This window comes from Nonomuraea antimicrobica, from assembly GCF_039536965.1.
Lineage (GTDB): Bacteria > Actinomycetota > Actinomycetes > Streptosporangiales > Streptosporangiaceae > Nonomuraea > Nonomuraea antimicrobica.
In genome coordinates this window covers 1-26,173 of record NZ_BAAAZP010000218.1, presented here as the reverse complement: position 1 = coordinate 26,173, position 26,173 = coordinate 1, and the positions used below count along the sequence as shown (strand labels likewise).

Sequence of the window (26,173 nt, the reverse complement as noted above, 5' to 3'; positions counted from 1 at the left end):
GCGGCCTACGACGCCTTGGCGGTGGTCTTGGGGGTGGTGGAGGGGGTCGGGCTGGGCGTTGGCGGGCCGTCCTCCGGGCAGACCCCGTCGATGACCACCAGCGTGACCTCCTTCCCCTTGTCCAGCGCCGTGCCGGCGACGGGCACGGTCTGCTTGATCTTGCCGCAGCGCAGGCCGTCGGTGGTGGTGGTGCGGTCGTCGAGGCCCGCCAGCAGCCCGGCGCCCTCCACCATCGACTGCCCGTCCAGGAACAACCTGCCCACCACGTTGGGCACCCGCACCTTCGTCGTCGTCGGCGACGGCGTGCTGCTGGGGGTCTTCGAGGGGGTCTTGGTGACCGAGGGCGTGCTGGAGGGCGTCTCCGTCTGCTCCTCGCTCTCCTCCGGCGTCGACGTGGTCTTCGTGGGCTTGGGCGGGAGGATCGCCTCCTCCGTCTCCGAGGGCTCGGGAGCGGCGGTGGTCTTCCTGGGCGGCTTGGGCGACTTGCTGATGGACTTCGAGTCGCCGCCCGGCGTGAACGTCACCTCCGGCGGGGTGGTGGTGGTCATGCCCGTCAGCGCCACCGCCGTGGCTCCCGCGCCGAGCACGACCGCCGCGGCGATGCCCGCGATCAACCCGGTCCTGCGCGGCGTCTTGGCGGCGCGCCGGCTCCCGCGCCGCTCGGACACGGCCGTGTCCTCCTGGGCCAGCCTGGCGCCCGTCTGGTAGGGGTTCGCGTCGTGCTGCTGGGGCTCCTGGCCGGGCGGCGGCTGCTGGTACGCCTCGGGAGGCGGCACCATCGTGGCCCCGGTGGCCAGCTCGGGCGCGGCGGGAACCTGGCCGCTGGCGATCGCGCGGGCGGCCTCGCTCATGGCGCGGGCGCTCGGGTAGCGCCGGGCCGGGTCTTTCGACAGGGCGATCTCGACCAGCGAGCGGACCGACTGCGGGATGTCCTGCGGCAGGGGCGGCGGGGCCTCGCGGATGTGCTTGAGCGCGATGGTGACCGCGCTGTCGCCGTCGAACGGCCGCTGGCCCACCAGGCACTCGTACGCGACGACGCCGAGGGCATAGATGTCCACCGCGGGTGTCACAGGAGCGCCTTCGGCCTGCTCGGGGGCGCAGTAGGCGGCGGTGCCCAGCACCATCCCCGCGTCGGTGAGCCGGCTGGCCAGGTCGGCGCGCGCGATGCCGAAGTCGGTGAGCACGAGCGTGCCGTCGCGCTGGACGAGCAGGTTGCCGGGCTTGACGTCGCGGTGCACGATGCCCTGGTCATGAACGGCCTGCAACGCCGAGGCGGCCTGCGCGATCAGCTCCATCGCCGCCTGCGGCTGGATCCGGCCGAGCCGGCCCAGCAGCCGATCGAGCGGCTCGCCGTCGACGAACTTCATCACCAGATAGACGTTGTCGCCGCTGATGCCGTAGTCGTAGACGTCGACCACGCCGGAGTGGTTGATCGTGGCCATCGCCCGCGCCTCCCCCTGGAAGCGAGCGACGAACCCTGGGTCCTCCATCCGGCCCGGGAGCAGCACCTTTACGGCGACGGTGCGGGCCAGGACGATGTCCTCGCCCCGCCACACCTCGCCCATGCCACCGGCGCCGATGCGGGTGTCGAGCCTGTACCGCCCCGCCAGCGTCGTCCCTTGGGCCACCATGATTCCCCCGTTACCCCCTATGTCCGAAGCCTCTCCCACCCCGCGGATCTCCAACAAAGCGAAGTTTTGTCGCGGTGAGGTAACACAGTGGTCACGGAACTCAGAGAGTGTACGACTCACCTGTCCCACATGCCACTCAAAAGCCCCAAGCCGTACAAAGCCTATCCTGGGGCCTCTTGCCCACACTTGTCCGCGTTTCCGCGAAGTCCAGGGGCTCCAAGCAGGCGGCTTAAGCTGATCTCATGACGCTCGCTCCCGGGCTCCGCGCCCAGCTCTCCGTCGTGGTCGAGATGGACGACACCGCCAAGAAGCTCGGCAGCGGTGACGTGCCCGTGCTGGCCACACCCCGGCTGCTCGCGCTGGCCGAGGCGGCGACCGTACGCGCCGTGCACCGGCACCTCGCCCCCGGCGAGACGTCGGTCGGCACCCGGGTCGAGCTCGAGCACCTGGCGGCCAGCCCGCTCGGCAGCCACGTCCAGGTGGGCGTGGAGCTGACCCAGGTCGACGGCCGGCGGCTGGTGTTCGCCTTCGAGGCCCACGACAGGCAGGCCGTGGTGGGCAAGGGCACGATCGAGCGCGTCGTGGTCGACCGCACCAGGTTCCTCGCCCGCGCCACCCGGTGACGGCGGTCAGGTCGCCCTCGGCCACCCTGCGCCGCGCCACCACGCCGTCGTCCTCGGTGATCATCGGGGATCTCCATGTTCTCCACCACCTCACGCGGCCGGGGCGCGCATCCGCACGACCAGGCCCGTGTCGTAGTCGCCGCTGACGAACTCGGCGTTCTCCAGCAGCTCCGCGCAAAACCGCAGATTGCTCTCGGGGCCCTCGACGACGAACCCGGCGACCGCCTTGCGGCCCTTCTCCAGGGCCTCCTCCCGGTCGGAGCCGTGCACGCAGAGCTTGGCCATCAGCGGGTCGTAGAACGCGGTGACGGTGTCGCCGGCCGCGTAGCCGGAGTCGACGCGTACGCCCTCACCGGTCGGCTCGTCCCAGGCCGTGATCGGGCCGGGGCCGGGCAGGAACCGCTCGGAGTCCTCCGCGTGGACGCGGAACTCGATCGCGTGCCCGCTGGGCTCGGCCCGCAGCTCGGGGCTCTCCCCCGCCGCGACGCGAAGCTGCAGCTCGACCAGGTCGAGCCCGGTGACCAGCTCGGTGACCGGATGCTCCACCTGGAGCCCGGTGCTCATCTCCAGGAACACGAACTCCTGCCGCTCGACATCGACCAGGCACTCCACCGTGGCCACGCCCAGACAGCCGACGGCCTCACCCGCCCGCACCGCGGCGGCCAGCAGGCGCTCGCGCAACTCGGCGGTGACACCGGGCGAGGGAGACTCCTCGACGACCTTCTGATGGCGGCGCTGCACCGAGCAGTCGCGCTCGCCCAGCGCCACGACCCGGCCACCGGGCAGGCCGAGGATCTGCACCTCCACGTGACGGGCGCGCTCGACATAGCGTTCGAGCAGCACGTCGGGGCCGTCGAGCGCGTCGCCGGAGGACCTGGACGCCGCCCTGGCGGCCTGCTCGTACGCCTTGGCCAGCTCCTCGTCGTCGTGGGCCACGCTCATGCCGATGCCACCGCCGCCGCCCGCGGTCTTGACCATGACCGGGTAGCCGATGCCCTCGGCGGCCTTCAGCGCCAGCGACAGGTCGGTGACCGGCTCGCGGGTGCCCGGGGCGACCGGCACGCCGGCGGCCTCCATGAGGTTCCTGGCGTTGATCTTGTCGCCGATCCTGCCGATGACCTCTGGGGACGGCCCGATCCACACCATCCCGGCCTCGATGACGGCGCGGGCGAACGCGGCGTTCTCCGCGAGGAATCCGTGACCCGGATGGATCGCCCCGGCGCCCGTCGCGCGCGCCGCCTCCAGCACCTTCGCGACGTCGAGATAGCTCCGCGCGGGATCGGCGGGCCCGATCAGCACGGCCTCGTCGGCCTCGCGGACGAACGGCAGAGCGGCGTCGGCCTCCGAGTGGACGGCTATGGCGCGCAGGCCCAGCCGCTGGACCGTACGGATGATCCGCCGCGCGATCTCCCCCCGGTTGGCGATCAGAACGGGTCCGAGCGTCTCGATAAGCACGCCGACCACCCTATGACCGCCACCGGCTTGCCCTCTTTCGCCCTGAAGCACCGATCGGACGAGCACGATCTGTAGGAAGTAGACAAAAACCCCTGGAAGCGCGGGGGCTCAGACGCGGCCGCGGTCGATCACACGGGCCAGCGCCTCGACCGCGTGGGCATCGTACGCGCTGCCGGCCGACAACCGGATCCGCTCCAGCGCCGCGCCGCCCCGGTCGCGATCGGTCGAGGGCCCCACCAGGTCGTCGTAGGCGTTGGCCACCTTGATGATGCGGCTCGACAGCGGCGGATCGTCGGCGATCGGCTCGCACTGGCGGCTGACCACCTCGGCCACCCGGTCGAGCACGCCCGTCTGCCTGATCACCTCCGCGCCCAGCTCCGCGATGCGCCGGGCCTGCTCGGGCTCGGTCAGTACGGTCGCCCCGCCCGGGATCGGGTCGCGCAGCGAGAGCTGGCCGATGTCGTGCATCAGCGCGGCGTACTCCAGCTCCAGCAGCTCGGGCTCCGACATGCCCAGCTCTCTGCCGATCGCCACGGCCAGGCGGCTGACCCGGCGCGAGTGGCCGGGCTCGACGTAGCCGCCCACCTCGGTGACCCGCGACAGGGCCCGTACGGTCTGCAGGTAGGTGGCGCGGATGCCCGCGTATTTGCGGAAGGCCACCTGCGTCACCAGCAGCGGCGCGGCGAACACCAACAGCGCCACCAGGTCCATGCTGTGCGTGGCCAGCGCGAGCAGCACCCCCGACGACGCCACGGCGGCCCCCAGCGGGAAGGCCATGTTGATCTCGTCACGCACGGCCACCCGGAACGCCGTGCGCACCTGCTCGGCCCGCAGCAGCGCGGCGATGAGCACGTCGATGAGCAGCGTGATCGCAATCAGCGTGACCATCACCACGAGCGCGGGCCACCACGTGCTGGTCGGCGGCTTGGTCAGCTCGTAGAGAGGGTCGGCCAGTGGCCGGAACGCGAAGGCGAGCAGCGCGCCGGTCAGCAGCCGCCGGGCCATCGCGTCGAGCCGCGGCGGGCGGCCCACGGCCAGGTGCGGGAGTGCCCCTGCGAGCATGCCGACCGTGATCACCGCCACCACCTGCAGCGCGGAGTGCCGCAGCGGGTTCTGGCTGAGGTCGAGCAGCAGCGTGTAGCCGAGCGCGGCGGCGGCGCCGATCGGCGCGACCTCCCTGTTGCCCGGCATGGTCAGCCGGGCCAGCTCACCGACGGCGATCAGGGCCCCGAACCCGACCGCGATCTCCGGCCGGTCGAGCCCGACGGCCGCCGTGTGCGCCACCCCCGCCAGCGCGACCAGCCCGGCCGCGCAGATGAGCAGGAGCTGGCCGGAGTCGAGCCGGCGCAGCACCGTGTTCAGCGACCGCTCGGTACGCCTGACGCGCTCAGTGGTGGTCATTGCCCGGTCACTACCTGGATGGGCATGGTCGGATCGTCGTGGTCCTTGATCGGCGTCTCGGCGGCCTCGGGCGGCGGCGGGTCGACCCGGCGCGGCGGCTGCCACGGCTCGCGCTCGAGCGCGCGGATGAAGGCCGCCACCATCACGGGGTCGAAGTGGGTGCCGGCGCTCTTGCGCAGCTCGTCGACGGCCACGGGGACGGGCCTGGCCCCGCGGTAGGAGCGGTCGGAGGTCATCGAGTCGAACGCGTCGGCCACCGCGATCACCTTGGCGAACTCGGGGATCTCGTCACCGGCCAGCCCCATCGGGTAGCCGGTGCCGTCGTGGCGCTCGTGGTGGTGCATGATCCCGGCGTACGCCTCGTCGAGGAAGCCGATCCCGCGCACGATCTCCAGCCCGCGCATCGGATGGAGCTGGATCGCGGCGAACTCCTCCTCGGTGAGCGGCCCGTCCTTCTGCAGCACCTTGGTGGGCACGCCGAGCTTGCCGACGTCGTGCAGCATGCCCGCGTAGCGGATGGCCCGCACCCGCTCGGTGCGCATGCCGATCTCCTGGGCGATCATCGAGGAGGCGTGCGAGACGCGCGTGCAGTGCCCCCGGGTGTAGTAGTCCTTCGTCTCGACGGCCTGGCAGAGCGCGGCGATGGTGGCGTCGTACGAGCGCTGCTGGGCGTGGTACTGGCCGAACGCCCAGCGCGCCACGAACAGCGGCAGCAGCACCAGCACCGCCGAAATGGACGCCACGGTGGCCCACAGACCCGCCACGAGCAGCCCGAACGTCCCGTAGCCCAGGTAGGAGAGCAGGAACTGCCCCATGCCCCGCATCGGCACCTCGGCAGCCCGCACCCGCGTGGCCAGCCCGATCATGGTGAGCGTGAGCACGATGTTGAGCGGCACGAAGACCGCGGTGGCGGCGGCGTAGGGGCCGATGAGGTCGTCGAAGGCGTTGACCTCGGGAACTCCCACCCGGCCGTGCAACGCCTCGTAGACCCGGCCCGCCGCGTAACCGCAGATGGCGAACTGGGCACCGTTGAACAGCCGCTTGATCAGCGGCAACCCCGGACGCACGCTCAGGACCGCGGTGAGCCCCACCAGCGCCGCACCCTCCGGCCCGATGAGCACCACGGCCGCGAGCGAGGCGGAGAAGCTGACCGACACCGCGAACTGCTCCACGTTGAGCAGCGTCGGCATCGACTCGCACACCAGGAACAGCAGGGCGAGCACCAGGAGGATGTCAAGGTCCTCGTCGGCCACGGGCGCGCCGGAGACCATGACGCTGCGTACGATGAGAGCGGCCGCCGCGCCGATCACGGCGACCAGATAGACCCTTGCGGGCCACGGCAGATCACGCATTGCGGCCCCCTAAGGTGTTCAGGTCCAGGACACCCCGGGAGGAACCAGTCCGCCACCGATCACCATCATGACCACCGGGGTGATCAGCACGATGGCCGTGAGCAGCCGGGCGACCATAACCTTCGACATCCACATGCCTCCACGTCGACTTGTGGGGTTCACGCTACAGAAGACGACGTTGCCGTACGGGCGGAGGGGGAAATCGCAAGCAAAGCGTAATCAAGCCACTACTTCACGCGACGCGCGGCCGCCCACTCGACGGTCTTCTTCAGCCCGGTCGGCAGGTCGGTGCGCGGCTGCCAGCGGAGCCCGTCGTGCGCGGGCACCGGATCGACCGCCATGGCCGGCAGGTCTCCCGCGCGCGGTGGGGCGAAACCGGGCTTGTCGTGCGCCCCGGCCGCGTCGGCGATCAGCGAGTGCAGGCGGCGGTCGGTGGTCTGGATGCCGGTGCCGAGGTTGAAGCGGCGGCCGTTGCCCTCCGACCCGCACGCCCTGACGAAGCCGTCGACCACGTCGTCGACGTAGACGTAGTCGCGGGTCTGGGTGCCGTCGCCGTAGACGACCGTGGGCGTGCCGCTGAGCAGGGCGTCGGTGAAGATCGCCACCACACCGGCCTCGCCCTCCGGCGACTGGCGGGGGCCGTAGACGTTGGAGAGCACCAGCGTGGTGTACTCGATGCCGTAGAGGGCGCGGAAGGTGGCCAGGTAGATCTCACCGCTCAGCTTCGAGGCGGCGTACGGCGAGCGGGGGTCACCGGCCGCGTCACCGGGCACGGGGATCACCGCCGGGCGGCCGTAGACGGCCACCGACGAGGCGAAGACGACCTTGCGCGTGCGCCCCTCGTGGGCCGCGGCCAGCACCGCCGCGGTGCCTTCGACGTTGAGCCTGGCGTCGTGGGCCGGGTCGGCCACGCTCCTGCGCACGCTGATCTGCGCGGCCAGGTGGCAGACCACCTCGGGCTGGAGGTCGCTCATCAGCGTGGTGAGCGCCCGGTCGCGGACGTCCATCACGTGCAGCCGGAACCGGTCGTGGCCCACCGCCCCCGCCAGGTTGCCCCTGCTGCCCGAGGACAGGTCGTCGACCACGTCGACCTCGTGCCCATCGGCAAGCAGACGATCGACGAGATGCGAACCGATGAACCCGGCACCCCCGGTGACCAAGACGCGCATGGGTGAATCTTAGTCGGACAGCTCCGACCTCACCTGCGCGATGCGAGCCAGCACCTTCGAGCGCAGGTCCGCGGGAACCGGATCACAGCCGCAGTGCTTGTGCACCAGCGCCTTGATCGCCTTGTCGAGGTCGTATTCCTTCAGGCACGGGCTGCACTCGTCGAGGTGCACGCGGATGCCGGCGACGTCACCCTCGGTCAACTCGCCGTCGAGGTAGGCGTAGACCTTGTCGAGGACCTCACGACAGTCGGTGTCGTGTGGGTTGCCACAGCTCATTTCGATCCCTCCGCCGGGACCAGGCCGCGCTCGCGGGCGTAGTCCTCAAGGAGGCCCCGGAGCTGCCTGCGTCCCCTGTGCAGCCTCGACATCACGGTGCCGATCGGAGTGCCCATGATGTCGGCGATCTCCTTGTAGGGGAAGCCTTCGACGTCGGCCAGATAGACCGCGATCCTGAACTCCTCGGGCAGGGCGGCCAGCGCCTGCTTGATGTCGCCGTCGGGCAGGTGCTCAAGTGCCTCGACCTCGGCGGACTTCAGGCCGCTCGACGTGTGGGACTCGGCCCGCGCGAGCTGCCAGTCCTCGATCTCCTCCGTGCCCGACTGCTTCGGCTCCCGCTGCTTCTTGCGGTAACTGTTGATGAAGGTGTTGGTCAGGATCCGGTAGAGCCACGCCTTGAGGTTGGTGCCCTGCTGGAACTGGTGGAACGACGCGAACGCCTTGGCGAAGGTCTCCTGCAGCAGGTCCTCCGCGTCCGCGGGATTTCGGGTCATCCGGAGCGCGGCGGAGTAGAGCTGCTCGAGATACGGCATGACGTCGCGCTCGAATCGCTCGCTTCGCTGCTCCAGCGTCTCCGCGCCTGTCGCGGGCACCGGACCCACCCCCCTAAGATCACCGGTGGCCGGCTGTGGCGGAACACCGTACTCAGGGGAGGATACCCGCTGGCCCGTGACCGCTCTGTCAACGGGCTGGGGTTCTACCAATGTGAGCATGCTCGTCGCAACACGCCCGCGCCCTTGTCTGTTCCCGCAAGATAGAAGGTACGAAGGACCCGGTGCGGGGAACGTCATACGTACCGGCTGGTAGCCCTTTTCCCGGAACCCAGGAGTCGCGTGTGCTGCCCATTCCGGCCGAGGAACTGAACGGCTCAGGGACGCTCGGGCCGTACTGGACCTTCTACCGCGCCGTCGCCGCCGAACAACTCACCCGATGGCTTCCCGGCCAACCCTCCGTGATCCTCGACCTCTCCGGCGGCCGTGGGCGGTGGTCCGGCCAGGCCGCCAGGGCGGGACACCGGGTGATCGAGGTGCTCGACTTCCGCCGGACCGTCGACGGGCAGTCCCGGTTGCGCGACGCCGACCGCGTCCGGCACGTACGCGCCGACGACCTGGCCTTCCTGCCCGACGCGAGCGTGGACGCGGTGCTCGCCGAGGAACGGGTGATGTCGATCGAACTGATGGCCGAGTCGGCGATGAGCGACGTGGCCCGCGTGCTGCGGCCGGGCGGGCGGGCCCTGGTGTGCGTCGACTCGCTGGTGCTGGGCATGGCGATCCTGGCCGAGCAGGAGCAGTGGCAGCACCTGCGGCAGACCGGCGAGGTCATGCTGGTGCCGTGGCCCGACGGCAGCATCACGCGCTGCTTCAGCAGCGGCCAGTTGCGCGAGTTGCTCGTGGGCGCCGGGCTGGAGGTCGAGTGGATGCGGCCGCGTACGGTGCTGTCGCCGTCCACGGTCGACCACGTGCTCGGGTCCGACGCGCGGGCGCTCAACTACCTGGTGCGCACCGAGCTCGAGGCCCACCCGGACGACGACGACACGGTCGGCATCCACCTGGTGGCCAGCGCCCGTAAGGGGTGATCCGCCGCGGGGCGGGGGTGGCGCGCCGCCGTTCTTCGTGTCCGGCGGCGTGTGTGCTCAGCGACGGCGCTCCCGCTTGCCCTGGCACTGCACGCAGCGCGCGGCCTCGGGCCGGGCCTCCAGGCGGCCCTCCGGCACCGTGCGTTCGCAGTCGACGCACCTGCCGTACGCGCCTTCCTCGATGCGTCTGATCGCCTCGACGATCGCCTGACGCTGGGTGGTGGCCACGGTCAGCATGGCCCTGGCGCGGTCGGCGTCCGTCAGGTCGGAGCCGGCGTCCGCCGCCGAGTGCTCGCGTACGGCGACGGGGTCGCCCTGGATGACCCCGATCGATCGATCCAGGTCGGCGAGCATTACTTCGAGCCGCTCACGAGCGGTCGTGACATCCACGAATCCGCACCTCCGGGTAAATGAGGGCAACCCGCGGCCAGGACTCCCCGGATGTCCCGCCCGGCGCGATCAAGGGGCATTTATGGCGGTGACACCGAGTGAACGGTTGCATCGCTTTCCTCACCGGATGCCCATTTGCCGTGCCTCTCACACCTTTAGAAAAGGGCCGTTTCCCCCTCTTCCTGAAGAGGTTTGATGAGGTCCGGGCCATTGTTACGGACGTTGTTGACGTCGGTCGAGACCGCGTACGCGGTGAGCCGACCCGACTCGGCGGGCACCAGCAGGCCCGCGGCCCTGGAGGTGTCGGTCAGCTTGGGGTCGAGCCACTCGGCCCAGTGCTCCCGGTCGATCATCATGGGCATCCTGTCGTGGATGCGGCCCAGTTGGTCCTCGGCGTCGGTGGTGATGACGGTGCAGGTGACCAGCCACTTGAGCGGGTCGTCGTCGTCGCGCGACGGGTCCTTCCAGAACTCGTACAGACCGGCCATGGCCAGGACCCCGCCGTCGGCCGGATGGATGAAGTACGGCTGTTTCTTCTTCTTTTCCCCCTCGACCGGCATCCACTCGAAGTAGCCGTCGGCCGGGAGCAGGCACCGGCGCTTGGCGAACGCCTGGCGGAACGACGGCTTCTCGGCCAGCGTCTCGGCCCTGGCGTTGATCAGCCGCGACCCGATCGACGGATCCTTGGCCCAGGCCGGCACCAGGCCCCACTTCACGACCCTGAGCTGCCGCACGGCCCGCTCGGCCTCCTTGGGAACGCGGCTGAGCACGGCGTAGACGTTCTTGGTGGGGGCGACGTTGAAGTCGGCGCCGAGCTCCTTGTCGGGCTCGGCGTCCTGCTCGACCTGGAACTCCTCGAGCAACTCGTGCTTCTTGCGCGCCGAGGCGTATCTACCGCACATGACCCCACACTGCCATGCCAGGCTTTCGATCGCATGTTTGCCTCGGCACGCGCCACGCCACCCGCCCGTCGTACCGCTGGACACGGCGTATGGACACGGCGTGTCGCCGAGCCGGGGCGCCCTGTTCCGTGGAGGGAGCCGGACCTCTGAAGGAGCCGATCTCTGGAGGAGCCGATCTCTGGAGGAGCCGATCTCTGGGGGAGCCGATCTCTGGGGGAGCCCGTCATCCACAGAGAGCGACAGTGAGCCAGTTGTTATCCACAGCCTGTGACCCCCGCCCCGCCACGGCCAGTACCCTTTGACCATGCCCGCTCCGCACTGGCCCGCACCGACGGCGACCACCCCGGTCACCGCCACCGTCACCCTGCCCGGCTCCAAGTCGGTCACCAACCGCGCGCTCCTGCTCGCCGCGCTCGCCGACGGCCCCGGGGTCGTGCGCCAGGCGCTGCGCAGCCGCGACGCCGACCTGATGGTGGCGGCGCTGCGGGCGCTCGGCACGACGCTGGAGCCCATGCGGGAGAGCGCGGCGAGCGTCGACTGGCGGGTGACGCCCGGCCCGATCCGCGGCGGGGCGCACATCGACGCCGGGCTGGCGGGCACGGTCATGCGTTTCGTGCCGCCGATGGCCGCCCTCGCCGACGGTCCCGTCTCCTTCGACGGTGACCCGCACGCGCGCAAGCGCCCGATGGGCCCCATCCTCGACGCGCTGCGCTCGCTGGGGGCGCGCATCGACAACGACGCCCTGCCGTTCACGATCAGCGGGCCGCCGGTGGGCGGCGAGGTCACGCTCGACGCGTCGGGCTCGTCGCAGTTCGTCTCCGGCCTGCTGCTGACGGCGGCGCGGTTCGAGAAGGGCGTCACGATCCGCCACGTGGGCCCGCCGGTGCCCTCGCAGCCGCACATCGAGATGACCGTGGAGATGCTCAGGGCCGCGGGCGTCGCGGTCGACGACGGCGAGCCGGAGGTGTGGCGGGTCGCGCCCGGCCCGATCGCGGCCAGAGACCTGACGGTCGAGCCCGACCTGTCCAACGCGGCCCCCTTCCTGGCGGCGGCGCTGGTGACGGGCGGCACGGTGACGATCCCCGCCTGGCCGGCGCGCACCACTCAGCCGGGCGACGCCCTGCGCGGCCTGCTCACCGCCATGGGCGCGACGGTCACCCGCTCCTCCGCCGCCGCCACGCCTTCCGAGTCCGTCTCCCCGGCCGACTCCAAGGCCGTCTCCCCGGCCGACTCCGAGCCCGCCTCCTTGGTCGCGTCCGAGGCTGTCTCCGACCTGGTGGTCACGGGCACGGGCGAGATCACCGGCATCGACGCCGACCTCCACGAGGTGGGCGAGCTGACCCCGACCATCGCCGCCATCGCGGCGCTGGCCTCCACGCCGAGCCGCATCCGGGGCGTGAGCCACCTGCGCGGCCACGAGACCGACCGCCTCGCCGCGCTGGCCACCGAGATCAACCGGCTCGGCGGCGACGTCGAGGAGACCGACGACGGCCTGCTCATCCGCCCCCGCCCGCTGCACGGCGGCACCTTCCACAGCTACGACGACCACCGCATGGCCACGGCCGGAGCCGTGATCGGCCTGGCGGTGCCCGGCGTCGAGGTGGAGAACATCGCGACGACCGCCAAGACCCTGCCGGAGTTCGTCCAGATGTGGGCGGCGATGCTGGGATCCCGATGACGGCGGGCGCGGTGACCTGCGTGAGCTGGGCCGATTCGACCCGTGTGAGCTGGGCTGACGCGTTCGGGCCCGCGAGAGCTGGTTTCACCCGGAAAGCGCCGGGCACGTCGGAAAAGGGCGACACGTGACAGCGCACCGTCCACCGTCGCATGGCGATCACGAGCTTTACCCGCGTGCCGTCACCCGTGCACTTCCGGATGACGTCCGCACCGCAGGCACCGCTCACACCAACCAACCCACCACCAGCGCCCCACACCCGCCCACCACCGACACCGCCCACCCGCACGCGCGTCCGCACACCACGGGCGTGGGCACGGACACTGGCACTGGCACTGGCACTGGCACCGGCACCGGCACCGGCACCGGCACCGGCGGGACGCTCCACCGGCCCTCCAGGGGCCGCAGGCCGGGCCGGCGCACGACGAACGCCCGCCTCGCGGGCCCGCACCACACGTGCACCGACCACCCGCGTACCGACGACACGCCTGCCGACGCGTACACCGGTGACGCGTACACCGGTGACACGCGCACCGGCCGCACGGACACCGATACGCGTACCCACCGCACGAACGCCGACCACACGGACATCAGCCGCACGTGCGCCGGGCACGGGCACAGGTGCGCCGGGCAGGCGAGGCGTCGGCGCACCACGCGCCCAGACGGCCTCGCGTTCGCGGGAGGCCGCACCACCCTCACCCCACGCCCCCGAGACGACACACCAAGCACACCGACACCACCAAGGACACCGAGGAAGGGAAGCGAGCGCATGGGAGCGGACCGCTGAGTAAGCGGGAGTACGACGAGGACGACGTACGGGTCAGGCCGGGCAAGGGCTCACGGCCCCGGACCCGCATCCGTCCTGCGCACGAGGACGCCGTCGAAGGATTCGTGGTGGCCGTCGACCGGGGCCGCTACACGACGCTGGTCGAGCCCGAGCGCCCGAAGGGCTCGGCCCAGAAGCGCAAGCCGCCACAGCCCCGGCTCGTGGTCGCCATGAAGGCCCGCGAGCTGGGCCGCAAGGGCATCGTGGTGGGCGACAGGGTGGCCCTGGTGGGCGACGTGTCGGGCCGCCCCGACACGCTGGCCCGGGTCGTACGCGTGGAGCCGCGCACCTCCATGTTGCGCCGTTCGGCTGACGACACCGAGGACACCGACGGAATCGAACGCCCGGTGGTGGCCAACGCCGACCAACTCGTCATCGTGACGGCCCTGGCCGACCCGCCGCCGCGCCCGCGCATGATCGACCGCATCCTGGTGGCGGCCTTCGACGCCGAGATCGACGCCCTGCTCTGCCTCACCAAGTCCGACCTCGCCCCGCCCGACGAGCTGGTGGCCCTCTACGAGCCGCTGGGCGTGCGACATGTGATCGTCCACAAGGGCGGCTCCCTCGACGAGCTGCGCGAACACCTGTCCGGCCACATCAGCGTCCTGGTGGGCCATTCGGGCGTCGGCAAGTCCACCCTGGTCAACGCCCTGGTCCCCGACGCCAACCGGGCCGTCTCCCACGTCAACGCGGTCACCGGCCGGGGTCGCCACACCTCCACCTCGGCCGTGGCCCTGGAGCTGCCCGAGGGCGGCTGGATCATCGACACGCCCGGCATACGCAGCTTCGGGCTGGCCCACGTGTCCGTGGAAACGGTGCTGGCGGCCTTCCCCGACCTGGTGGAGGGCACGGTCGACTGCCCGAAGGGATGCACGCACCTGGGCGAGGGGTGCGCTCTCGACGCGTGGGCGGCGGCGGGCCACGCCGATCCCGCCCGCCTGGAGTCGCTGCGCCGCCTGCTGGCCAGCCGCGAGGGCACCGCCGACGAATCGACCGCCACCCGCCGCGAGCCGATCTCCGACGACGTCTCCTGACTCCACATCGCCGACCGCACACCTCCTGACGCCACGCTCCCGACCACGCATTTCCAAACACGTCCCCGGGCGTCCGACCATGTTCCCTAGACGTCCGTCCGCGTCCCCCGACGACCGACCACGTCCCCGGACGTCCCACCACGTCCCGAAACGTCCGTCCGCGTCCCCTGACCTCCGGCCGGATCTCCCGACGTCAGGCTTGCGACCACTGCCGACGTCACGTTCCGACGACGTCTCCTTACCGACCACGCCCGCAGAGGACCGCCCCGACCCACCGACGCGGCACGTGAAACAGACGCGGCACCCGGATCATGCCGACCGTAGCGCGACTTGGATCAAGGCGGTCATACCCGATCATGAACTGCTTCGGCGGTCAGCCGGCGGGCCGGTTCGGACGCAGCGTCCAGGTGACGGTCAGGGCGGCGACCACGACGCCCTCGGTGTTCGTCACCTCCACCGCCACGTCGAACACCGGACGATCCCCCGCATCCAGCCTGGCCACGATCTCGTCGCGGTCGGCCAGCAGCCGGGCCTCGGCCCGTACCTCTCCAGAAGCCACCTTCCGGTACTCGATGGTGGCCGTGGTGGCCAACGGCACCGCCCGGCTGAGCTGGTCCCCCAAGGACGACAGTACGGCGGCCCCCGACGCGGACTCCGCGAGCGTGAAGAGCACCCCTGCGTGCGGCCCGCCGACGTGGTTGTGCAGATCGGCCCGATCAGGCACCCGGCAGATGGCCCGCCCATCCGCCACCGATTCAAAAACGATGCCCAGAGTCCGGGCAAAAGGGACTGATTCCAGCAGAAGCTCACCGACATCTAGCGACATATGGACATGCTACTGGCGGGTAACTGGAATGTGGGTTACCAGAAAAGGGGTGTTGGTGACTGATGTTCGGTATACCCGACACGGTAGCGTGGGCGATCGTGCAGGGTTACAGCGATGATCTTCGCCTCGCGCATGTCATGGCGGACGCCGCCGATGACCTGACCATGCGACGGTTCAAGGCGGTCGACCTCAAGGTCGAGACCAAGCCCGATCTGACGCCGGTCAGCGACGCCGACCGCACCGTGGAGGAGGCCATCCGGGGCACGCTCCGCCGCGCCAGGCCACGCGATGCGGTGGTGGGCGAGGAGTTCGGCAAGACCGGGTGGGGAGCCCGGTCGTGGATCATCGACCCCATCGACGGCACCAAGAACTACGTACGCGGCGTCCCCGTGTGGGCCACCCTGATCGCGCTCATGGAGTACGGCAAGGTCGTCGTCGGCCTCGTGTCGGCCCCCGCCCTCGGCCGGCGCTGGTGGGCGGCGGCCGAAGGCGGGGCGTGGACGGGCAAGAGCCTGACCAAGGCGTCCCGCATGCACGTGTCCTCGGTCTCCGCGCTGGAGGACGCCTCGTTCTCGTACTCGAGCTTCGGCGGGTGGGAGAAGGCCGGCAAGCTCGAGAACTTCCTCGACCTCGGCCGGGCCTGCTGGCGTACGAGGGCGTACGGGGACTTCTGGTCACACATGATGGTCGCCGAGGGGTCGGTGGACCTGTCGGCCGAGCCGGAGCTGTCACCGTGGGACATGGCGGCGCTCACCGTGATCGTCGAGGAGGCGGGAGGCGTCTGGACGGACGTCGCCGGCGTGAAGGGGCTGGAAGGCGGGAGCCTGGTCTGCACCAACGGAGTCCTGCACAACGAGGTGATCGACCGGCTCAACGGCACCACCCTCAGAACCTGACCCACAGCCTCCCCCAGGAGCCACCCCCCGCTCAGGATCCGATCCGACCTCGCAGAGGCGTCCCCTTGCCGCGTCAACCCGGCAGCGGCATCCGGCCCACCGCCCCACGGCCAGTCGCCTCCACCCCACCGCACGGCGCTCCGGCTCTCAAGAGGGCCGGAAAGCCACAGAACCGATGGAACCGGGCTATGGGCGCGGGAGGCGGAGCCCGGCTTGCGACTGGATGGCCTTGGTCGCGGCGTTCAACTCCTGTTCATCTAGAATCGTCAAATTTCCGTCATACGTCACCCCAAGCGGCGGATCATCGTGCCCGACCGGATCGGCATCCCAGAAGTTCCCCCGGTACACCACGTTCTCCAACGGCGGGGCCACGTGCAGCACGGCCGTGTTGTCGGCCCGGATGACGACGTTCTCCTCCACGGTCACCCAACTGGCCCCGTAGTCGGCGTAGAGCCCGAAGTTGTACGGCGTGCGCGTGTCCTTGATGACGTTCCCCCGCACCACGCCCCCGTTCGCCTCCGAGTCCCCCTGGGCGAGGGACAGGTAGATCCCGCCCCCGTCGGCCAGCACCTGCATGGTGTCCACGGTCAGGTTGCGCAGGATGCGCGTGCCCTCCCCCGGCCCGGCCACGATGCCGCAGTGGGGCACCTCCGTGACCTCGTTGTGCGCGATGACGCAGCCGCGCGTGCCGGACACCGAGATCCCCGGCGACCCGCTGTACTCCAGCCCCACCAGGCGCACCCGGTTGTCCTCGATCGCGGTGTCACGGCTGCCCGAGACCACGACGCCCCCGGCGGAGAGCGTGTCGAAGTCGCAGCCGCGTACCGCGATCCGCGAGCCTCCGGACAGCCCCAGCCCCGAGGCCCCGAGCCGGGTGAATCGGCAGCCCTCGATCTCCGCCCCGTCCGAGTCCTCGAACGTCACACAGGCGGGAATCGTGACGGAAGCAACTGGATACGTCACGGAGGCGCCCTCCCCTAAGGAGGCCGTCTCGATGCCCCCGCCCTCGTAGTAGCCACTGCCGTGGTAGTGCGGGAAACCTTCCGGACGATCCGGGCGCAACCACGTGGCCTCGGCGAACACCGCCCCCTTGAACGACACGTCCCGCGCCCCGGCCACGGCCACCAGCCGCTCCAGGACCGGCGCGACCACCCGCGTACGCCCTGGCTCCTCGCCGGGAAGAGGCAGGTACATCAGCACGTGGTCCCCCGCCCGTGACCGGTCGAGCACGAAGGTGCCCGGCTCGCGCAGGAAGCTCGGGTCGTTCTCGACGCTGGTCGGCAGGCCGGGCCCGTTGGAGGTGGTGCCCTCCCAGGTGGAGTTGTACAGCTCGGTGGCCAGCCCGAAGCCCGGCTGGGCCATGGTGATCACCGTCGAGCCGCCGTCGGCCGAGACCCCGGCCATCGGGAGGCGGGCCTCGGTCCACGGGTAGACCCCCCGGTAGACGAACTCGGCCCCGCGCCACGCCAGGGGCTCCGCGCTGTCGGTGACGTAGCCGGTGTCGGTCATGGCCGCCGTCCCCGGCAGGCCGGGGATGGCGGCGCGGGGGGCGCGGCGGCCGTCCACGTAGAGCTGCCTGGTCCGCAGGTCGCCGACCTCGGCGAGCCAGACGCCGTCCTGCTCCCGCCAGCCGGTGATCGCCCGGCCGCCGCTGATGACGGGCTCCTCCTGCTCGGGAGTGCCGTAGCCGTACGCCTGGTAGACGGTGCCGGAGTCGTCGCCGGTCAGCTCGAACGGCCGCGCCGGCACATGCGTCCCGCCCCTGAGCAGGACGACCGCCGCGCCGGGAGCCTCGCGGGCCGCCGACCGGGCGCGTTCGAGGGTCGCGAACGGACGTTCGGCGGAGCCCGGCGAGGAGTCGTCCCCCGCGGGATCGACGTGGAAGTGAAACATCTGAGCCGCCTTCCGCTGTTTATGTCGTACACCAACTACTACACCATAAACTAGAAGCATGGGGAATCCGGACGACGGGGTCGAGCTGTTGTGGCGCGAAGGGGAGCGCGAGCCGCGCGCCGGGCTGAGCCTGGGCAGGATCGTGCGCGCCGCCATCGAGCTGGCCGACACGGACGGTCTCGACGGCCTGTCCATGCGCAAGGTCGCCGACCGGCTCGGCTTCACGACCATGTCCCTCTACCGCCACGTCCCAGGCCGCGACCAGCTACTCGACCTGATGCTCGACGAGGTCATGGGCGAGCGGGCCACAGAGCGGGCCACAGAACAGATCACGGAGCAGATCACGGAGCCGGCCCCGGGGCAGGCCACAGCGCAGGCCACGGGGCAGGCAACGGGGCAGGTCACGGAGCCGGAGCAGCCGCCGGCGGCCGGCTGGCGGGCCGCCCTGGAGGCGGTGGCCAGGCAGACGTGGCACACCTGCCGTCGCCACCCCTGGATGGCCGAGGTACGCGGCACCCGCCACCTCCCCGGCCCCAACGCCGTCGCCCACTACGAGCGCATGCTGGCCACCCTGACCGGCACGGCGCTCAGGCCGTCCGAGGTGATCGCGGTCGTCGGCCTGCTCGGCCGCTTCGTGGACGCCGAAGCCCTGACCCTGGTCGAGATCCAGCGCGAGGAGCGCCGCAGCGGCGTGTCGGAGGAGGAGTGGTGGGGCAACCGCGACTCCCTGTACGAGCGCCTCGGCCAATACCCCACGATCACCCGCCTGTGGGAGACCGGCGGCTGGGACCACCCGGAGGACTCCTTCGAGTTCGGCCTGCGCCGCCTCCTCGACGGCGTCGAGACCCTCGTCCGAGAGCGTGACGAATCCCGTGATGAAACCTGCCCGGAGTGCGGCACCCCGCTGGAGCCCGCCGCGTCCGGCCGTCCCCGCGTCTACTGCTCCCGGGCCTGCCAGCAACGCGCCTACCGCAGGCGCAAGTCAGGCGCGGGCAACTGCGGCTAGAGCGCCAGCACCCGCCGCACCGCACTCATCAGGCTCTCCCGGTACGCCCCGCCGAACAACACCACGTGCACCAGCAGCGGATGGAGCTGGTGCACCGGCACCCGCTCCCGCCACCCCTCCGCCGGCGGAAACTCCTCCCGGTACGCCCCCAGCACCCGATCGAGATACGGCAGCCCGAACAGGTCCAGCATCGCCAGATCGGTCTCCCGATGCCCGCCGTGGGCCGCCGGATCGATCAGCACGCCGTCCCCACCCGACCACAACACGTTCCCGCTCCACAGGTCCCCGTGGATCCGCGCGGGCGGCTCCGCGGGCCCGGCGACCTCCGCCAGGCGTCCGACGGCCCGTTCCACCAGCGCGGCGTCCGAGGACCCCAGCCGCGCCGTACGCAGGAACGGCAGCACCCGCCGCTCCGCGTAGAACGCCGGCCAGTCGGCGGCGGGCGAGTTGCCCATGGGCAGCTCAGCGATGAAGCCCGGCCACGGGGCGCCGAAACCCGGCGCTCCCGCGCGGTGCAACCGGGCCAGCGAGCGCCCGAACCGCTCGGCGGCAGGCGGACCGGGCGGCTCCTGGCGTACCCAGGACAGCACGAGCCGGTCGGGCCGCACGTCGATCACCTCGGGCACCGCGGCGGCCTCGCCCAGCCAGCGCAGCCCGGCGGCCTCCGAGGCGAAGCCCTCGGAGGCCGGGCCGCTCTTCGCGAAGACCTCACGCCCGTCGTCGAGCACGCCCCGGCGCAACCGGCGACCGTGCGACGACCCCAGATCGTCAGTGAATCTCATCGGCGACGTGCTTGGCCACGCCCTCGGCGGCGGCCTCGACCAGCCCGAGCACCTCCTCGAACCCCTCACGACCGCCGTAGTACGGATCCGGCACCTCGGCCCGCTCGGGCGACGCCGGATCGAACGACCGGAACAGCCGCACCCGCGCCCCCGCAGGCGAAAGCCGTCGCAGATTGGACAGGTTGTCCCGGTCCATGGCCAGCACGAGGTCGTACCGGTCGAACCAGCCTTCGGTGAACTGCCTGGCCCGGTGCGCCGAGCCGTCGTACCCGTGCCGGGCGAGAATCTCCAGCGCCCGCTCGTCCATGGGATCTCCGGCGTGCCACCCGCCGGTCCCCGCGCTGTCGACGACGACACTCCCGCCCAGGCCGCGGTTCTCGAGCGTCCGGCGCAACACGACCTCGGCCATCGGCGACCGGCAGATGTTCCCCATGCACACTAGGCATACGCGATAGGTCATAGCACCCATCATGAGGGTGACCTGGCGCGTTCACCGAACGTTCACCCATGGTGGGGGGTCCGAGTCACCTTGCCTGCATAGCTTTCCAAGCGACTAAGGACCAAGTGGGAGGAACCCAACCGTGAAGTATGCAGGCCGGCTCGCCGCCGTCGCCGTCGTCGGCGCGCTCTCGCTCGCTGCGTGCGGCACAGACAACAACGCAGGCAGCGGGACCACCAGCTCTGCCAGTTCCAGCGCCCCCGCCGCGGGCAATGACAACGCTGTGAGTGGCATGATCAACGCCGCGGGCTCCTCCGCCCAGGCGAACGCGATCACCGAGTGGACGAAGAACTTCACGGCCACGAACCCTGGTGTGACCCTCAACTACCAGCCGAGCGGCTCGGGCGCCGGTGTGCAGGCGTTCATCCAGGGCACGGTCTCCTTCGCCGGCTCCGACTCGGCGCTCAAGGAAGACGAGCCCGCCCAGGCCGACGCCCGGTGCAAGACCGGCAAGGCGATCAACATCCCGATGGTGACCGGCCCCGTCGCGGTCGTCTACAACCTGCCCGGCACCGAGGGCCTCCAGCTCTCCCCCAAGACGCTCGCCGGCATCTTCAACAGCAAGATCACCAAGTGGGACGACGCCGCCATCAAGGCTGACAACCCCAGCGCCACGCTGCCCTCCACCCCGATCGTGGCGGTCCACCGCTCCGACGAGTCGGGCACCAGCGACAACTTCACCAAGTTCCTCAAGGCCACCGCCGAGGCCGACTGGCCGTACGAGCCGGCCAAGGCCTGGCCCGCCGAGGCCAAGGGCCAGGGCGCGAAGGGCTCCGACCAGATCGCCGCCAGCGTGAAGGACTCCGAGGGCGCCATCAGCTACGTCGAGCTCTCCTACGCCGAGAACTCCGCGCTGCAGAAGGCCAAGGTCTCCAACGGCGCCGGTGAGTTCGTCGAGCTGACCCCGGAGAGCGCGGCCAAGACGGTCGAGACCGCCGAGGTCAAGGGCACCGGCAACGACCTCGCCCTGTCGATCGACTACGCCACCAAGACCCCGGGCGCCTACCCGATCGTCCTGGTGACCTACGAGATCACCTGCGAGAAGGGCCTGCCGGCCGAGGAGTCGAAGGTCGTCAAGAGCTTCCTCACCTACACCGCCAGCGACGAGGGCCAGGCCGCGCTGAAGGAGCTCGGCTACGCCCCCCTCTCGGGCGAACTGCTCACGAAGGTCCGGACCGCGGTCGAGGCGATCTCCTAACCCCCCATGACAACAAACGTACGTACCCGTGACGGCGGACCGGCCGAGAGCCGGTTCGCCTCGCGGCGCAGCCACGGTGAGGGCCCCTTCCGCATCACCTCCACCGGGGCCGGTGTCCTGCTGCTGGCGATCATGGCGGCCATCGCCGTGTTCCTCATCAGCGAGGCGCTGCCCGCGTTGCAGGCGAACAAGGGCAACTTCTTCACCGACTTGATCTGGGAGCCGAACAGCAGCGGCGTGTTCGGCATCGGAGCGCTCGCGTTCGGCACCGTGTTCAGCTCGGCGCTCGCGCTCGTCATCGCCACCCCGATCGCGGTCGGCGTCGCGCTGTTCATCTCCCACTACGCCCCCCGCAGGCTCGCGGCCCCCCTCGGCTACCTGATCGACCTGCTCGCCGCCGTCCCCAGCGTCGTCTACGGCCTGTGGGGCGTGACGTTCCTGGTGCCCCTCATCAGGACCCCGTCGCAGTGGGTCAACGAGAACTTCGGCTGGTTCCCGCTGTTCGCCGGCGAAGGCGTCATCGGCGGCAAGACCATGCTCGCCGGCGCGATCGTGCTGGCCATCATGATCCTGCCGATCATCGCGGCCATCTCCCGCGAGGTGTTCCTCCAGGCTCCGAAGATGAACGAGGAAGCCGCGCTCGCTCTCGGCGCCACGCGCTGGGAGATGATCAGGATGGCCGTGCTGCCCTTCGGCCGCCCCGGCGTCATCAGCGCCGCCATGCTCGGCCTCGGCCGGGCCATGGGCGAGACCATCGCGGTCGCGCTGATCTTCCCGGCCACCTTCGACATCAGCATCGAGATCCTCACCCCGCACGCCAACAGCATCGCCGCCAACATCGCCAACGGGTTCGGCGAGGCCACCGAGATGGGCCGGGGCGCCCTGATCGCCTCCGGTCTGGTGCTGTTCATCATCACGTTGCTGGTCAACATGGCGGCTCGGATGGTCATCAACCGCCGCAAGGAGTTTGCGAGGGCCGGCGCATGACGACGATTCAGCACATCTCGACCAGCCGCCGGATCAAGGACAGGGTCGTCCAGGGCCTGGTCTACCTGGCGTTCATCCTGGCCGTGATCCCGCTGATCTCGGTGCTCTGGCTGGTGATCTCCAACGGCATCGGCCGCTTCGACATGGAGTTCCTCACCCACTCCATGAACGGCATCGGCGCCAGAGACGCCGGCGGCGGCGCGTACCACGCGATCATCGGCACGCTGGAACAGGTGCTGCTCGCCTCGCTCATCTCGGTCCCGATCGGCCTGTTCACCGCGATCTATCTGGTCGAATACGGCAACGGGGGCCGGCTGAGCCGCGCCATCAGCTTCTTCGTGGACGTCATGACCGGCGTCCCTTCCGTCGTTTCCGGCCTGTTCGTCTTCGCGTTCTGGATCCTGTTCCTCGGCTTCCCGTTCTCCGGCTGGGCGGGCGCGATCGCGCTGTCGATCCTGATGATGCCGACGGTCGTCAGGTCCGCCGAGGAGATGCTCCGGCTGGTGCCCAACGACCTGCGCGAAGCCTCGTACGCGCTGGGCGTGCCCAAGTGGCGCACCATCGTCAAGGTCGTGCTGCCGACCGCGTTCACCGGCATCGTCACCGGCGTCATGCTGGCGGTGGCCCGCGTCGCCGGTGAGACCGCACCGCTGTTGATGACGGTGTTCTTCACCAACTCCATCAACAACGACCCGTTCGACGGGCCGCAGATGGGCCTGCCGCTGTTCGTCTTCGACCAGGCCGCGCGTCCCAACGACACCGCGGTCGACCGGGCGTGGACCGGAGCCCTCACGCTGATCCTGATCGTCATGCTGCTCAACCTGGTGGCGCGCCTGATCGCCTGGTGGCGTGCGCCCGCCAGGGGCCGATAGGGGGTAACCACCGCAATGTCCAAGCAGATCCAGGTCTCGGGTCTCGACGCGTACTACGGGTCGCACAAGGCGATCGAGGACGTGTCGATGACCATCGAGCCCCGTTCGATCACCGCGTTCATCGGCCCGTCGGGATGCGGCAAGTCGACGTTCCTGCGCACGCTCAACCGCATGCACGAGGTGATCCCAGGTGCTCGCGTGGAGGGCAAGGTGCTGCTCGACGGCGAGGACCTCTACGCCCCCACCATCGAGCCCGTCTCCGTCCGCCGGATGATCGGCATGGTCTTCCAGCGCCCCAACCCGTTCCCCACGATGTCGATCTACGAGAACGTGGCCGCCGGGCTCAAGCTCAACGGCCGCATCAGCAAGTCGGAGAGCGACAGCGTCGTGGAGGAGTCGCTCAAGGGCGCCAACCTCTGGAACGAGGTCAAGGACCGCCTCACCAAGCCCGGCGCCGGCCTGTCCGGCGGTCAGCAGCAGCGGCTCTGCATCGCCCGCGCCATCGCGGTCAAGCCGCAGGTGCTGCTGATGGACGAGCCGTGCTCGGCGCTCGACCCGATCTCCACGCTGGCCATCGAGGACCTGATGGCCAAGCTGAAGGACCAGTACACGATCGTCATCGTGACCCACAACATGCAGCAGGCCGCCCGCGTCAGCGACCGGACCGCGTTCTTCAACCTCGCCGAGCAGGGCAAGCCCGGCAAGGTGATCGAGATGGACGAGACCTCCCGCATGTTCACCAACCCCACCCAGAAGGCCACGGAGGACTACATCACGGGGCGCTTCGGCTGATGACCCAACAGCAGGCGGCATCCACGATGAACGGGGACACGAGGACCAAGCCCGTACTGCTCATCGCCGACCCCGACGGCGCCGTGGTGGAGGAGGTGGCCACCGCCCTCGAACGCGAGGGCGTGTCCGTCACCGGTGCCTCCGACGGTGCTCAGGGGCTGCTGCAGGCCGGAGCCCTGCAGCCGGACGTGGTACTCGTCTCGGCCACGCTCCCGGTCATCGACGCAGTGGAGTTCGTACGCGCGGTGCGGCTGGCGCGAGCCGTGCCCGTGCTGCTCGGCGTGGGAGAGGGACACGCCGAGCAAGCAGTACGCGCGCTCGCGGCCGGCGCGGCCGCCTGCGTGGCCAGGCCCTACCGGGTGCCCGAACTGCTGCCGTTCATCCAGGCGGCCTCGCCCGAGTCCCGCAAGGTGCTCGCCGTGGGCGGGGTCGAGCTGGACGTACAGGCTTACCAAGTACGCGTCAGCGGGCGGGCCGTGCACCTGCCGTTGCGTGAGTTCGAGCTGTTGCAGTACCTCATGCGCAACGCCGACCGCACGGTCACCCGCGAGCAGATCATGCGCCACGTCTGGCACGCCGCCGCGAACACCTCGACGAACACGATCGCGGTGCACGTCAAACGACTCCGGGCACGCCTCGGCGACGAGGACGACCAGCTCATCCAGACCGTACGCGGAGTGGGCTACCGGCTGGTCACGCCCGGCACTTCCGAAAATCCTGCATGATCCGCTTTGCCACACCTTCGACCGTCGCGATGCCGTACCCTACCTCGGGACTTCCCTCGGTGAGTACGGCAACGGCGTAGTCGCGCCCGTCACTCCTGATCAGCCCCACGCTGATCGTGGCCCAGCGCTTGGTCGAGACCCGCTTCAGCCAGCCGTTCTTCAGCGCCACCCGGTCCCCCTCACACGCGGCGGCGCTGATACCCCAGTCCTGGCCGTCGACGACCGCGCCCATGAGCTTGAGCACCTGCTGCCTGTCGCTCTTCTTGAGCGGGCTCCGCTCGGACACCAGCGCCGCCATCAGCCGCACCTGGTCGTCCACGGACGTCTTGGTGATCCCCCAGCAGTACAGGTCGAGGCAGTCCCCCGGCACCCCCTGGGTGTGCTTCAGCCCGAACCTCTTCCCGGCCGCGGTGAACCCGCCCGCGCCCCCGATCCGTAACCACAACCGGTCGGCCGCATGGTTGTCGCTGTAGCGGATCATCATCTCGGCATCCCGCCTGACCCCCGCCGGCAACTTCTTCCATGACGTACGCAGCAGTAACGCCATGAGAATCTGCACCTTCGCCGTACTGGCCGTGATCAGCCGCTCGCCCGCGTGATACCGATACACCTGGCCCGTGCCCAGGTCCTTCACCATGGCCGTCGCCACTCCGGCCCGCCCGGCCAGATACCGGTCAAGCCGCGCGGATATCTTCTCCCCCGGCACCCGCGACACACCCGCCACCTTGGCCACCGCCACCAGCTCCCCACCACCCACACCAACACCAACAGCCCTGACGCCGGCAGCCACCACACCAGATCCCACCGAACCGCCCCCGCCCACCCCCACTCCTTGCCCCGACGCGATCGGCATGACCAGGGCAAGCGCCATGACCAGTCGAGCCGCCGCCTTCACTCCGGCCGTGATCACCCGAGCATTATCACGAAAACTCCCCCCACCCCGCTAGACAAACAACCCCAATATCCGATGAATCCTCACATCCCCCACAACCAAGCCCCACCCCCGATCAACAACCCCTCCCACCCGAGCAACCAGCAACCCCGCGCCCCCAACACCCAGCCACTCACCCGCACCGAGCAGTCGCCCAACAAGACCAAAACCAGAACCCACTGTCACCCACCAGCCACCCGGAACCACCACCCCAAAGCCAACAGCAACCAGCAACCAGCAACCCCAGAAAACAGAAAAAGGCCCAGCCACCCCGGCCAGGCCCCACCAAACACACACCCCAACACCAGACAGGACACAACCACCACCGCCCTCCCCCACAACCCACCAGCAAAAGAAGAAGAGATACCCGGAAACGCAGGAAGGGCCCGACACGTGAAACCGTGTCAGGCCCTTCCTGAAAGATTGTCCGGCGGTGACCTACTCTCCCACACCCTC

At 70.2% G+C, this 26,173-nt stretch carries 25 protein-coding genes; 11 read left to right on the top strand and 14 right to left on the bottom strand.

The window, feature by feature from the left end; genetic code table 11:
• Nucleotides 1–5: 5 nt before the first annotated feature.
• Complete coding sequence (locus ABD844_RS46780; RefSeq protein ID WP_344894353.1) at nucleotides 6–1,631, bottom strand: serine/threonine-protein kinase; 1,626 nt, start codon at nucleotides 1,629–1,631, stop codon at nucleotides 6–8.
• Nucleotides 1,632–1,873: 242 nt separating this feature from the next.
• On the opposite strand from ABD844_RS46780, the gene ABD844_RS46775 reads away from it, so the two are divergent.
• Complete coding sequence (locus ABD844_RS46775; RefSeq protein ID WP_344894350.1) at nucleotides 1,874–2,254, top strand: thioesterase family protein; 381 nt, start codon at nucleotides 1,874–1,876, stop codon at nucleotides 2,252–2,254.
• A 90-nt stretch (nucleotides 2,255–2,344) separates the two neighbouring features.
• On the opposite strand, the gene ABD844_RS46770 is transcribed toward ABD844_RS46775, so the two are convergent.
• From ABD844_RS46770 to ABD844_RS46745, 6 genes are all read right to left on the bottom strand, one after another.
• Entirely contained in the window at nucleotides 2,345–3,709 is a 1,365-nt protein-coding gene (locus ABD844_RS46770) for an acetyl-CoA carboxylase biotin carboxylase subunit (protein ID WP_344894347.1), read from the bottom strand.
• Between the two features lie 108 nt (nucleotides 3,710–3,817).
• Nucleotides 3,818–5,110, bottom strand: a complete 1,293-nt coding sequence (locus ABD844_RS46765) for an HD-GYP domain-containing protein (RefSeq protein WP_344894343.1) — start codon at nucleotides 5,108–5,110, stop codon at nucleotides 3,818–3,820.
• A complete protein-coding gene (locus ABD844_RS46760) occupies nucleotides 5,107–6,462 on the bottom strand; it encodes an HD-GYP domain-containing protein (RefSeq protein WP_344894340.1) in 1,356 nt (451 codons plus the stop codon). Before ABD844_RS46760 ends, ABD844_RS46765 begins: the two co-directional genes overlap by 4 nt.
• A 227-nt stretch (nucleotides 6,463–6,689) precedes the next feature.
• The gene (locus ABD844_RS46755; RefSeq protein ID WP_344894337.1) at nucleotides 6,690–7,631 is read right to left on the bottom strand and encodes an NAD-dependent epimerase/dehydratase family protein; all 942 of its coding nucleotides are present in this window, start codon (nucleotides 7,629–7,631) and stop codon (nucleotides 6,690–6,692) included.
• Nucleotides 7,632–7,640: 9 nt separating this feature from the next.
• Nucleotides 7,641–7,907 carry a mycothiol system anti-sigma-R factor gene (gene rsrA, locus ABD844_RS46750; protein WP_344894334.1) on the bottom strand — a complete coding sequence of 89 codons (267 nt, stop codon included), beginning with the start codon at nucleotides 7,905–7,907 and terminating at the stop codon, nucleotides 7,641–7,643.
• The gene (locus ABD844_RS46745) at nucleotides 7,904–8,509 is read right to left on the bottom strand and encodes a sigma-70 family RNA polymerase sigma factor (RefSeq protein WP_043624264.1); all 606 of its coding nucleotides are present in this window, start codon (nucleotides 8,507–8,509) and stop codon (nucleotides 7,904–7,906) included. The genes rsrA and ABD844_RS46745 overlap by 4 nt, the downstream gene beginning before the upstream one ends.
• A gap of 233 nt (nucleotides 8,510–8,742) precedes the next feature.
• Here ABD844_RS46745 and ABD844_RS46740 point away from each other — a divergent pair, with 233 nt between their 5' ends.
• On the top strand, nucleotides 8,743–9,483 hold the full coding sequence (locus ABD844_RS46740) for a class I SAM-dependent methyltransferase (protein ID WP_344894331.1): 741 nt from the start codon (nucleotides 8,743–8,745) through the stop codon (nucleotides 9,481–9,483).
• Nucleotides 9,484–9,540: 57 nt separating this feature from the next.
• Here ABD844_RS46740 and ABD844_RS46735 read toward each other — a convergent pair whose 3' ends face one another.
• Nucleotides 9,541–9,873 (bottom strand): TraR/DksA family transcriptional regulator, encoded by a 333-nt coding sequence (locus tag ABD844_RS46735; RefSeq protein WP_344894328.1) that lies wholly within the window; start codon nucleotides 9,871–9,873, stop codon nucleotides 9,541–9,543.
• A 155-nt stretch (nucleotides 9,874–10,028) separates the two neighbouring features.
• The gene (locus ABD844_RS46730; RefSeq protein ID WP_344894325.1) at nucleotides 10,029–10,775 is read right to left on the bottom strand and encodes an SOS response-associated peptidase; all 747 of its coding nucleotides are present in this window, start codon (nucleotides 10,773–10,775) and stop codon (nucleotides 10,029–10,031) included.
• 304 nt (nucleotides 10,776–11,079) lie between these two features.
• Here ABD844_RS46730 and aroA point away from each other — a divergent pair, with 304 nt between their 5' ends.
• A complete protein-coding gene (aroA, locus tag ABD844_RS46725) occupies nucleotides 11,080–12,453 on the top strand; it encodes a 3-phosphoshikimate 1-carboxyvinyltransferase (RefSeq protein ID WP_344894322.1) in 1,374 nt (457 codons plus the stop codon).
• Between the two features lie 780 nt (nucleotides 12,454–13,233).
• The gene (gene rsgA, locus ABD844_RS46720) at nucleotides 13,234–14,310 is read left to right on the top strand and encodes a ribosome small subunit-dependent GTPase A (protein ID WP_344894486.1); all 1,077 of its coding nucleotides are present in this window, start codon (nucleotides 13,234–13,236) and stop codon (nucleotides 14,308–14,310) included.
• Between the two features lie 373 nt (nucleotides 14,311–14,683).
• On the opposite strand, the gene ABD844_RS46715 is transcribed toward rsgA, so the two are convergent.
• Nucleotides 14,684–15,136 (bottom strand): DUF4442 domain-containing protein, encoded by a 453-nt coding sequence (locus ABD844_RS46715; protein WP_344894319.1) that lies wholly within the window; start codon nucleotides 15,134–15,136, stop codon nucleotides 14,684–14,686.
• A 98-nt stretch (nucleotides 15,137–15,234) separates the two neighbouring features.
• Between ABD844_RS46715 and hisN the strand changes: the two genes are divergently transcribed.
• Nucleotides 15,235–16,032 (top strand): histidinol-phosphatase, encoded by a 798-nt coding sequence (gene hisN, locus ABD844_RS46710; RefSeq protein ID WP_344894316.1) that lies wholly within the window; start codon nucleotides 15,235–15,237, stop codon nucleotides 16,030–16,032.
• Between the two features lie 186 nt (nucleotides 16,033–16,218).
• On the opposite strand, the gene ABD844_RS46705 is transcribed toward hisN, so the two are convergent.
• Nucleotides 16,219–17,925, bottom strand: a complete 1,707-nt coding sequence (locus ABD844_RS46705; protein ID WP_344894313.1) for a right-handed parallel beta-helix repeat-containing protein — start codon at nucleotides 17,923–17,925, stop codon at nucleotides 16,219–16,221.
• Nucleotides 17,926–17,983: 58 nt separating this feature from the next.
• On the opposite strand from ABD844_RS46705, the gene ABD844_RS46700 reads away from it, so the two are divergent.
• Complete coding sequence (locus ABD844_RS46700; protein WP_344894310.1) at nucleotides 17,984–18,931, top strand: TetR/AcrR family transcriptional regulator; 948 nt, start codon at nucleotides 17,984–17,986, stop codon at nucleotides 18,929–18,931.
• On the opposite strand, the gene ABD844_RS46695 is transcribed toward ABD844_RS46700, so the two are convergent.
• Both ABD844_RS46695 and ABD844_RS46690 read right to left on the bottom strand, forming a co-directional pair.
• Nucleotides 18,928–19,713 (bottom strand): fructosamine kinase family protein, encoded by a 786-nt coding sequence (locus ABD844_RS46695; RefSeq protein ID WP_344894307.1) that lies wholly within the window; start codon nucleotides 19,711–19,713, stop codon nucleotides 18,928–18,930. The genes ABD844_RS46700 and ABD844_RS46695 overlap by 4 nt on opposite strands.
• Nucleotides 19,700–20,173, bottom strand: coding sequence for a low molecular weight protein-tyrosine-phosphatase (locus ABD844_RS46690; RefSeq protein ID WP_344894304.1), 474 nt, complete (start codon nucleotides 20,171–20,173; stop codon nucleotides 19,700–19,702). The genes ABD844_RS46695 and ABD844_RS46690 overlap by 14 nt, the downstream gene beginning before the upstream one ends.
• A 121-nt stretch (nucleotides 20,174–20,294) precedes the next feature.
• Between ABD844_RS46690 and pstS the strand changes: the two genes are divergently transcribed.
• From pstS to ABD844_RS46665, 5 genes are read left to right on the top strand one after another with little or no spacing between them, the layout of a single operon-like run.
• Nucleotides 20,295–21,410 (top strand): phosphate ABC transporter substrate-binding protein PstS, encoded by a 1,116-nt coding sequence (pstS, locus tag ABD844_RS46685; RefSeq protein WP_344894301.1) that lies wholly within the window; start codon nucleotides 20,295–20,297, stop codon nucleotides 21,408–21,410.
• Between the two features lie 6 nt (nucleotides 21,411–21,416).
• On the top strand, nucleotides 21,417–22,397 hold the full coding sequence (gene pstC / locus ABD844_RS46680; protein ID WP_344894298.1) for a phosphate ABC transporter permease subunit PstC: 981 nt from the start codon (nucleotides 21,417–21,419) through the stop codon (nucleotides 22,395–22,397).
• Nucleotides 22,394–23,269, top strand: a complete 876-nt coding sequence (gene pstA, locus ABD844_RS46675; protein ID WP_344894295.1) for a phosphate ABC transporter permease PstA — start codon at nucleotides 22,394–22,396, stop codon at nucleotides 23,267–23,269. The genes pstC and pstA overlap by 4 nt, the downstream gene beginning before the upstream one ends.
• Before the next feature lie 15 nt (nucleotides 23,270–23,284).
• Nucleotides 23,285–24,061, top strand: a complete 777-nt coding sequence (gene pstB / locus ABD844_RS46670) for a phosphate ABC transporter ATP-binding protein PstB (RefSeq protein WP_344894292.1) — start codon at nucleotides 23,285–23,287, stop codon at nucleotides 24,059–24,061.
• A gap of 26 nt (nucleotides 24,062–24,087) precedes the next feature.
• On the top strand, nucleotides 24,088–24,786 hold the full coding sequence (locus ABD844_RS46665; RefSeq protein WP_344894289.1) for a response regulator transcription factor: 699 nt from the start codon (nucleotides 24,088–24,090) through the stop codon (nucleotides 24,784–24,786).
• Here ABD844_RS46665 and ABD844_RS46660 read toward each other — a convergent pair.
• The gene (locus ABD844_RS46660; protein ID WP_344894286.1) at nucleotides 24,755–25,696 is read right to left on the bottom strand and encodes a serine hydrolase; all 942 of its coding nucleotides are present in this window, start codon (nucleotides 25,694–25,696) and stop codon (nucleotides 24,755–24,757) included. The two genes, ABD844_RS46665 and ABD844_RS46660, sit on opposite strands and share 32 nt — an antisense overlap.
• Nucleotides 25,697–26,173 lie beyond the last annotated feature (477 nt).

Coding starts and splice junctions, on each gene's coding strand:
- ABD844_RS46690 (WP_344894304.1), bottom strand. CDS start 20,173: ATGACCTATCGCGTATGCCTAGTGTGCATGGGGAACATCTGCCGGTCG.
- pstB (WP_344894292.1), top strand. CDS start 23,285: ATGTCCAAGCAGATCCAGGTCTCGGGTCTCGACGCGTACTACGGGTCG.
- aroA (WP_344894322.1), top strand. CDS start 11,080: ATGCCCGCTCCGCACTGGCCCGCACCGACGGCGACCACCCCGGTCACC.
- ABD844_RS46780 (WP_344894353.1), bottom strand. CDS start 1,631: ATGGTGGCCCAAGGGACGACGCTGGCGGGGCGGTACAGGCTCGACACC.
- ABD844_RS46665 (WP_344894289.1), top strand. CDS start 24,088: ATGAACGGGGACACGAGGACCAAGCCCGTACTGCTCATCGCCGACCCC.
- rsrA (WP_344894334.1), bottom strand. CDS start 7,907: ATGAGCTGTGGCAACCCACACGACACCGACTGTCGTGAGGTCCTCGAC.
- pstC (WP_344894298.1), top strand. CDS start 21,417: ATGACAACAAACGTACGTACCCGTGACGGCGGACCGGCCGAGAGCCGG.
- pstA (WP_344894295.1), top strand. CDS start 22,394: ATGACGACGATTCAGCACATCTCGACCAGCCGCCGGATCAAGGACAGG.
- ABD844_RS46775 (WP_344894350.1), top strand. CDS start 1,874: ATGACGCTCGCTCCCGGGCTCCGCGCCCAGCTCTCCGTCGTGGTCGAG.
- ABD844_RS46700 (WP_344894310.1), top strand. CDS start 17,984: ATGGGGAATCCGGACGACGGGGTCGAGCTGTTGTGGCGCGAAGGGGAG.
- ABD844_RS46715 (WP_344894319.1), bottom strand. CDS start 15,136: ATGTCGCTAGATGTCGGTGAGCTTCTGCTGGAATCAGTCCCTTTTGCC.
- ABD844_RS46755 (WP_344894337.1), bottom strand. CDS start 7,631: ATGCGCGTCTTGGTCACCGGGGGTGCCGGGTTCATCGGTTCGCATCTC.
- ABD844_RS46765 (WP_344894343.1), bottom strand. CDS start 5,110: ATGACCACCACTGAGCGCGTCAGGCGTACCGAGCGGTCGCTGAACACG.
- ABD844_RS46760 (WP_344894340.1), bottom strand. CDS start 6,462: ATGCGTGATCTGCCGTGGCCCGCAAGGGTCTATCTGGTCGCCGTGATC.
- ABD844_RS46705 (WP_344894313.1), bottom strand. CDS start 17,925: ATGTTTCACTTCCACGTCGATCCCGCGGGGGACGACTCCTCGCCGGGC.
- ABD844_RS46695 (WP_344894307.1), bottom strand. CDS start 19,713: ATGAGATTCACTGACGATCTGGGGTCGTCGCACGGTCGCCGGTTGCGC.
- ABD844_RS46730 (WP_344894325.1), bottom strand. CDS start 10,775: ATGTGCGGTAGATACGCCTCGGCGCGCAAGAAGCACGAGTTGCTCGAG.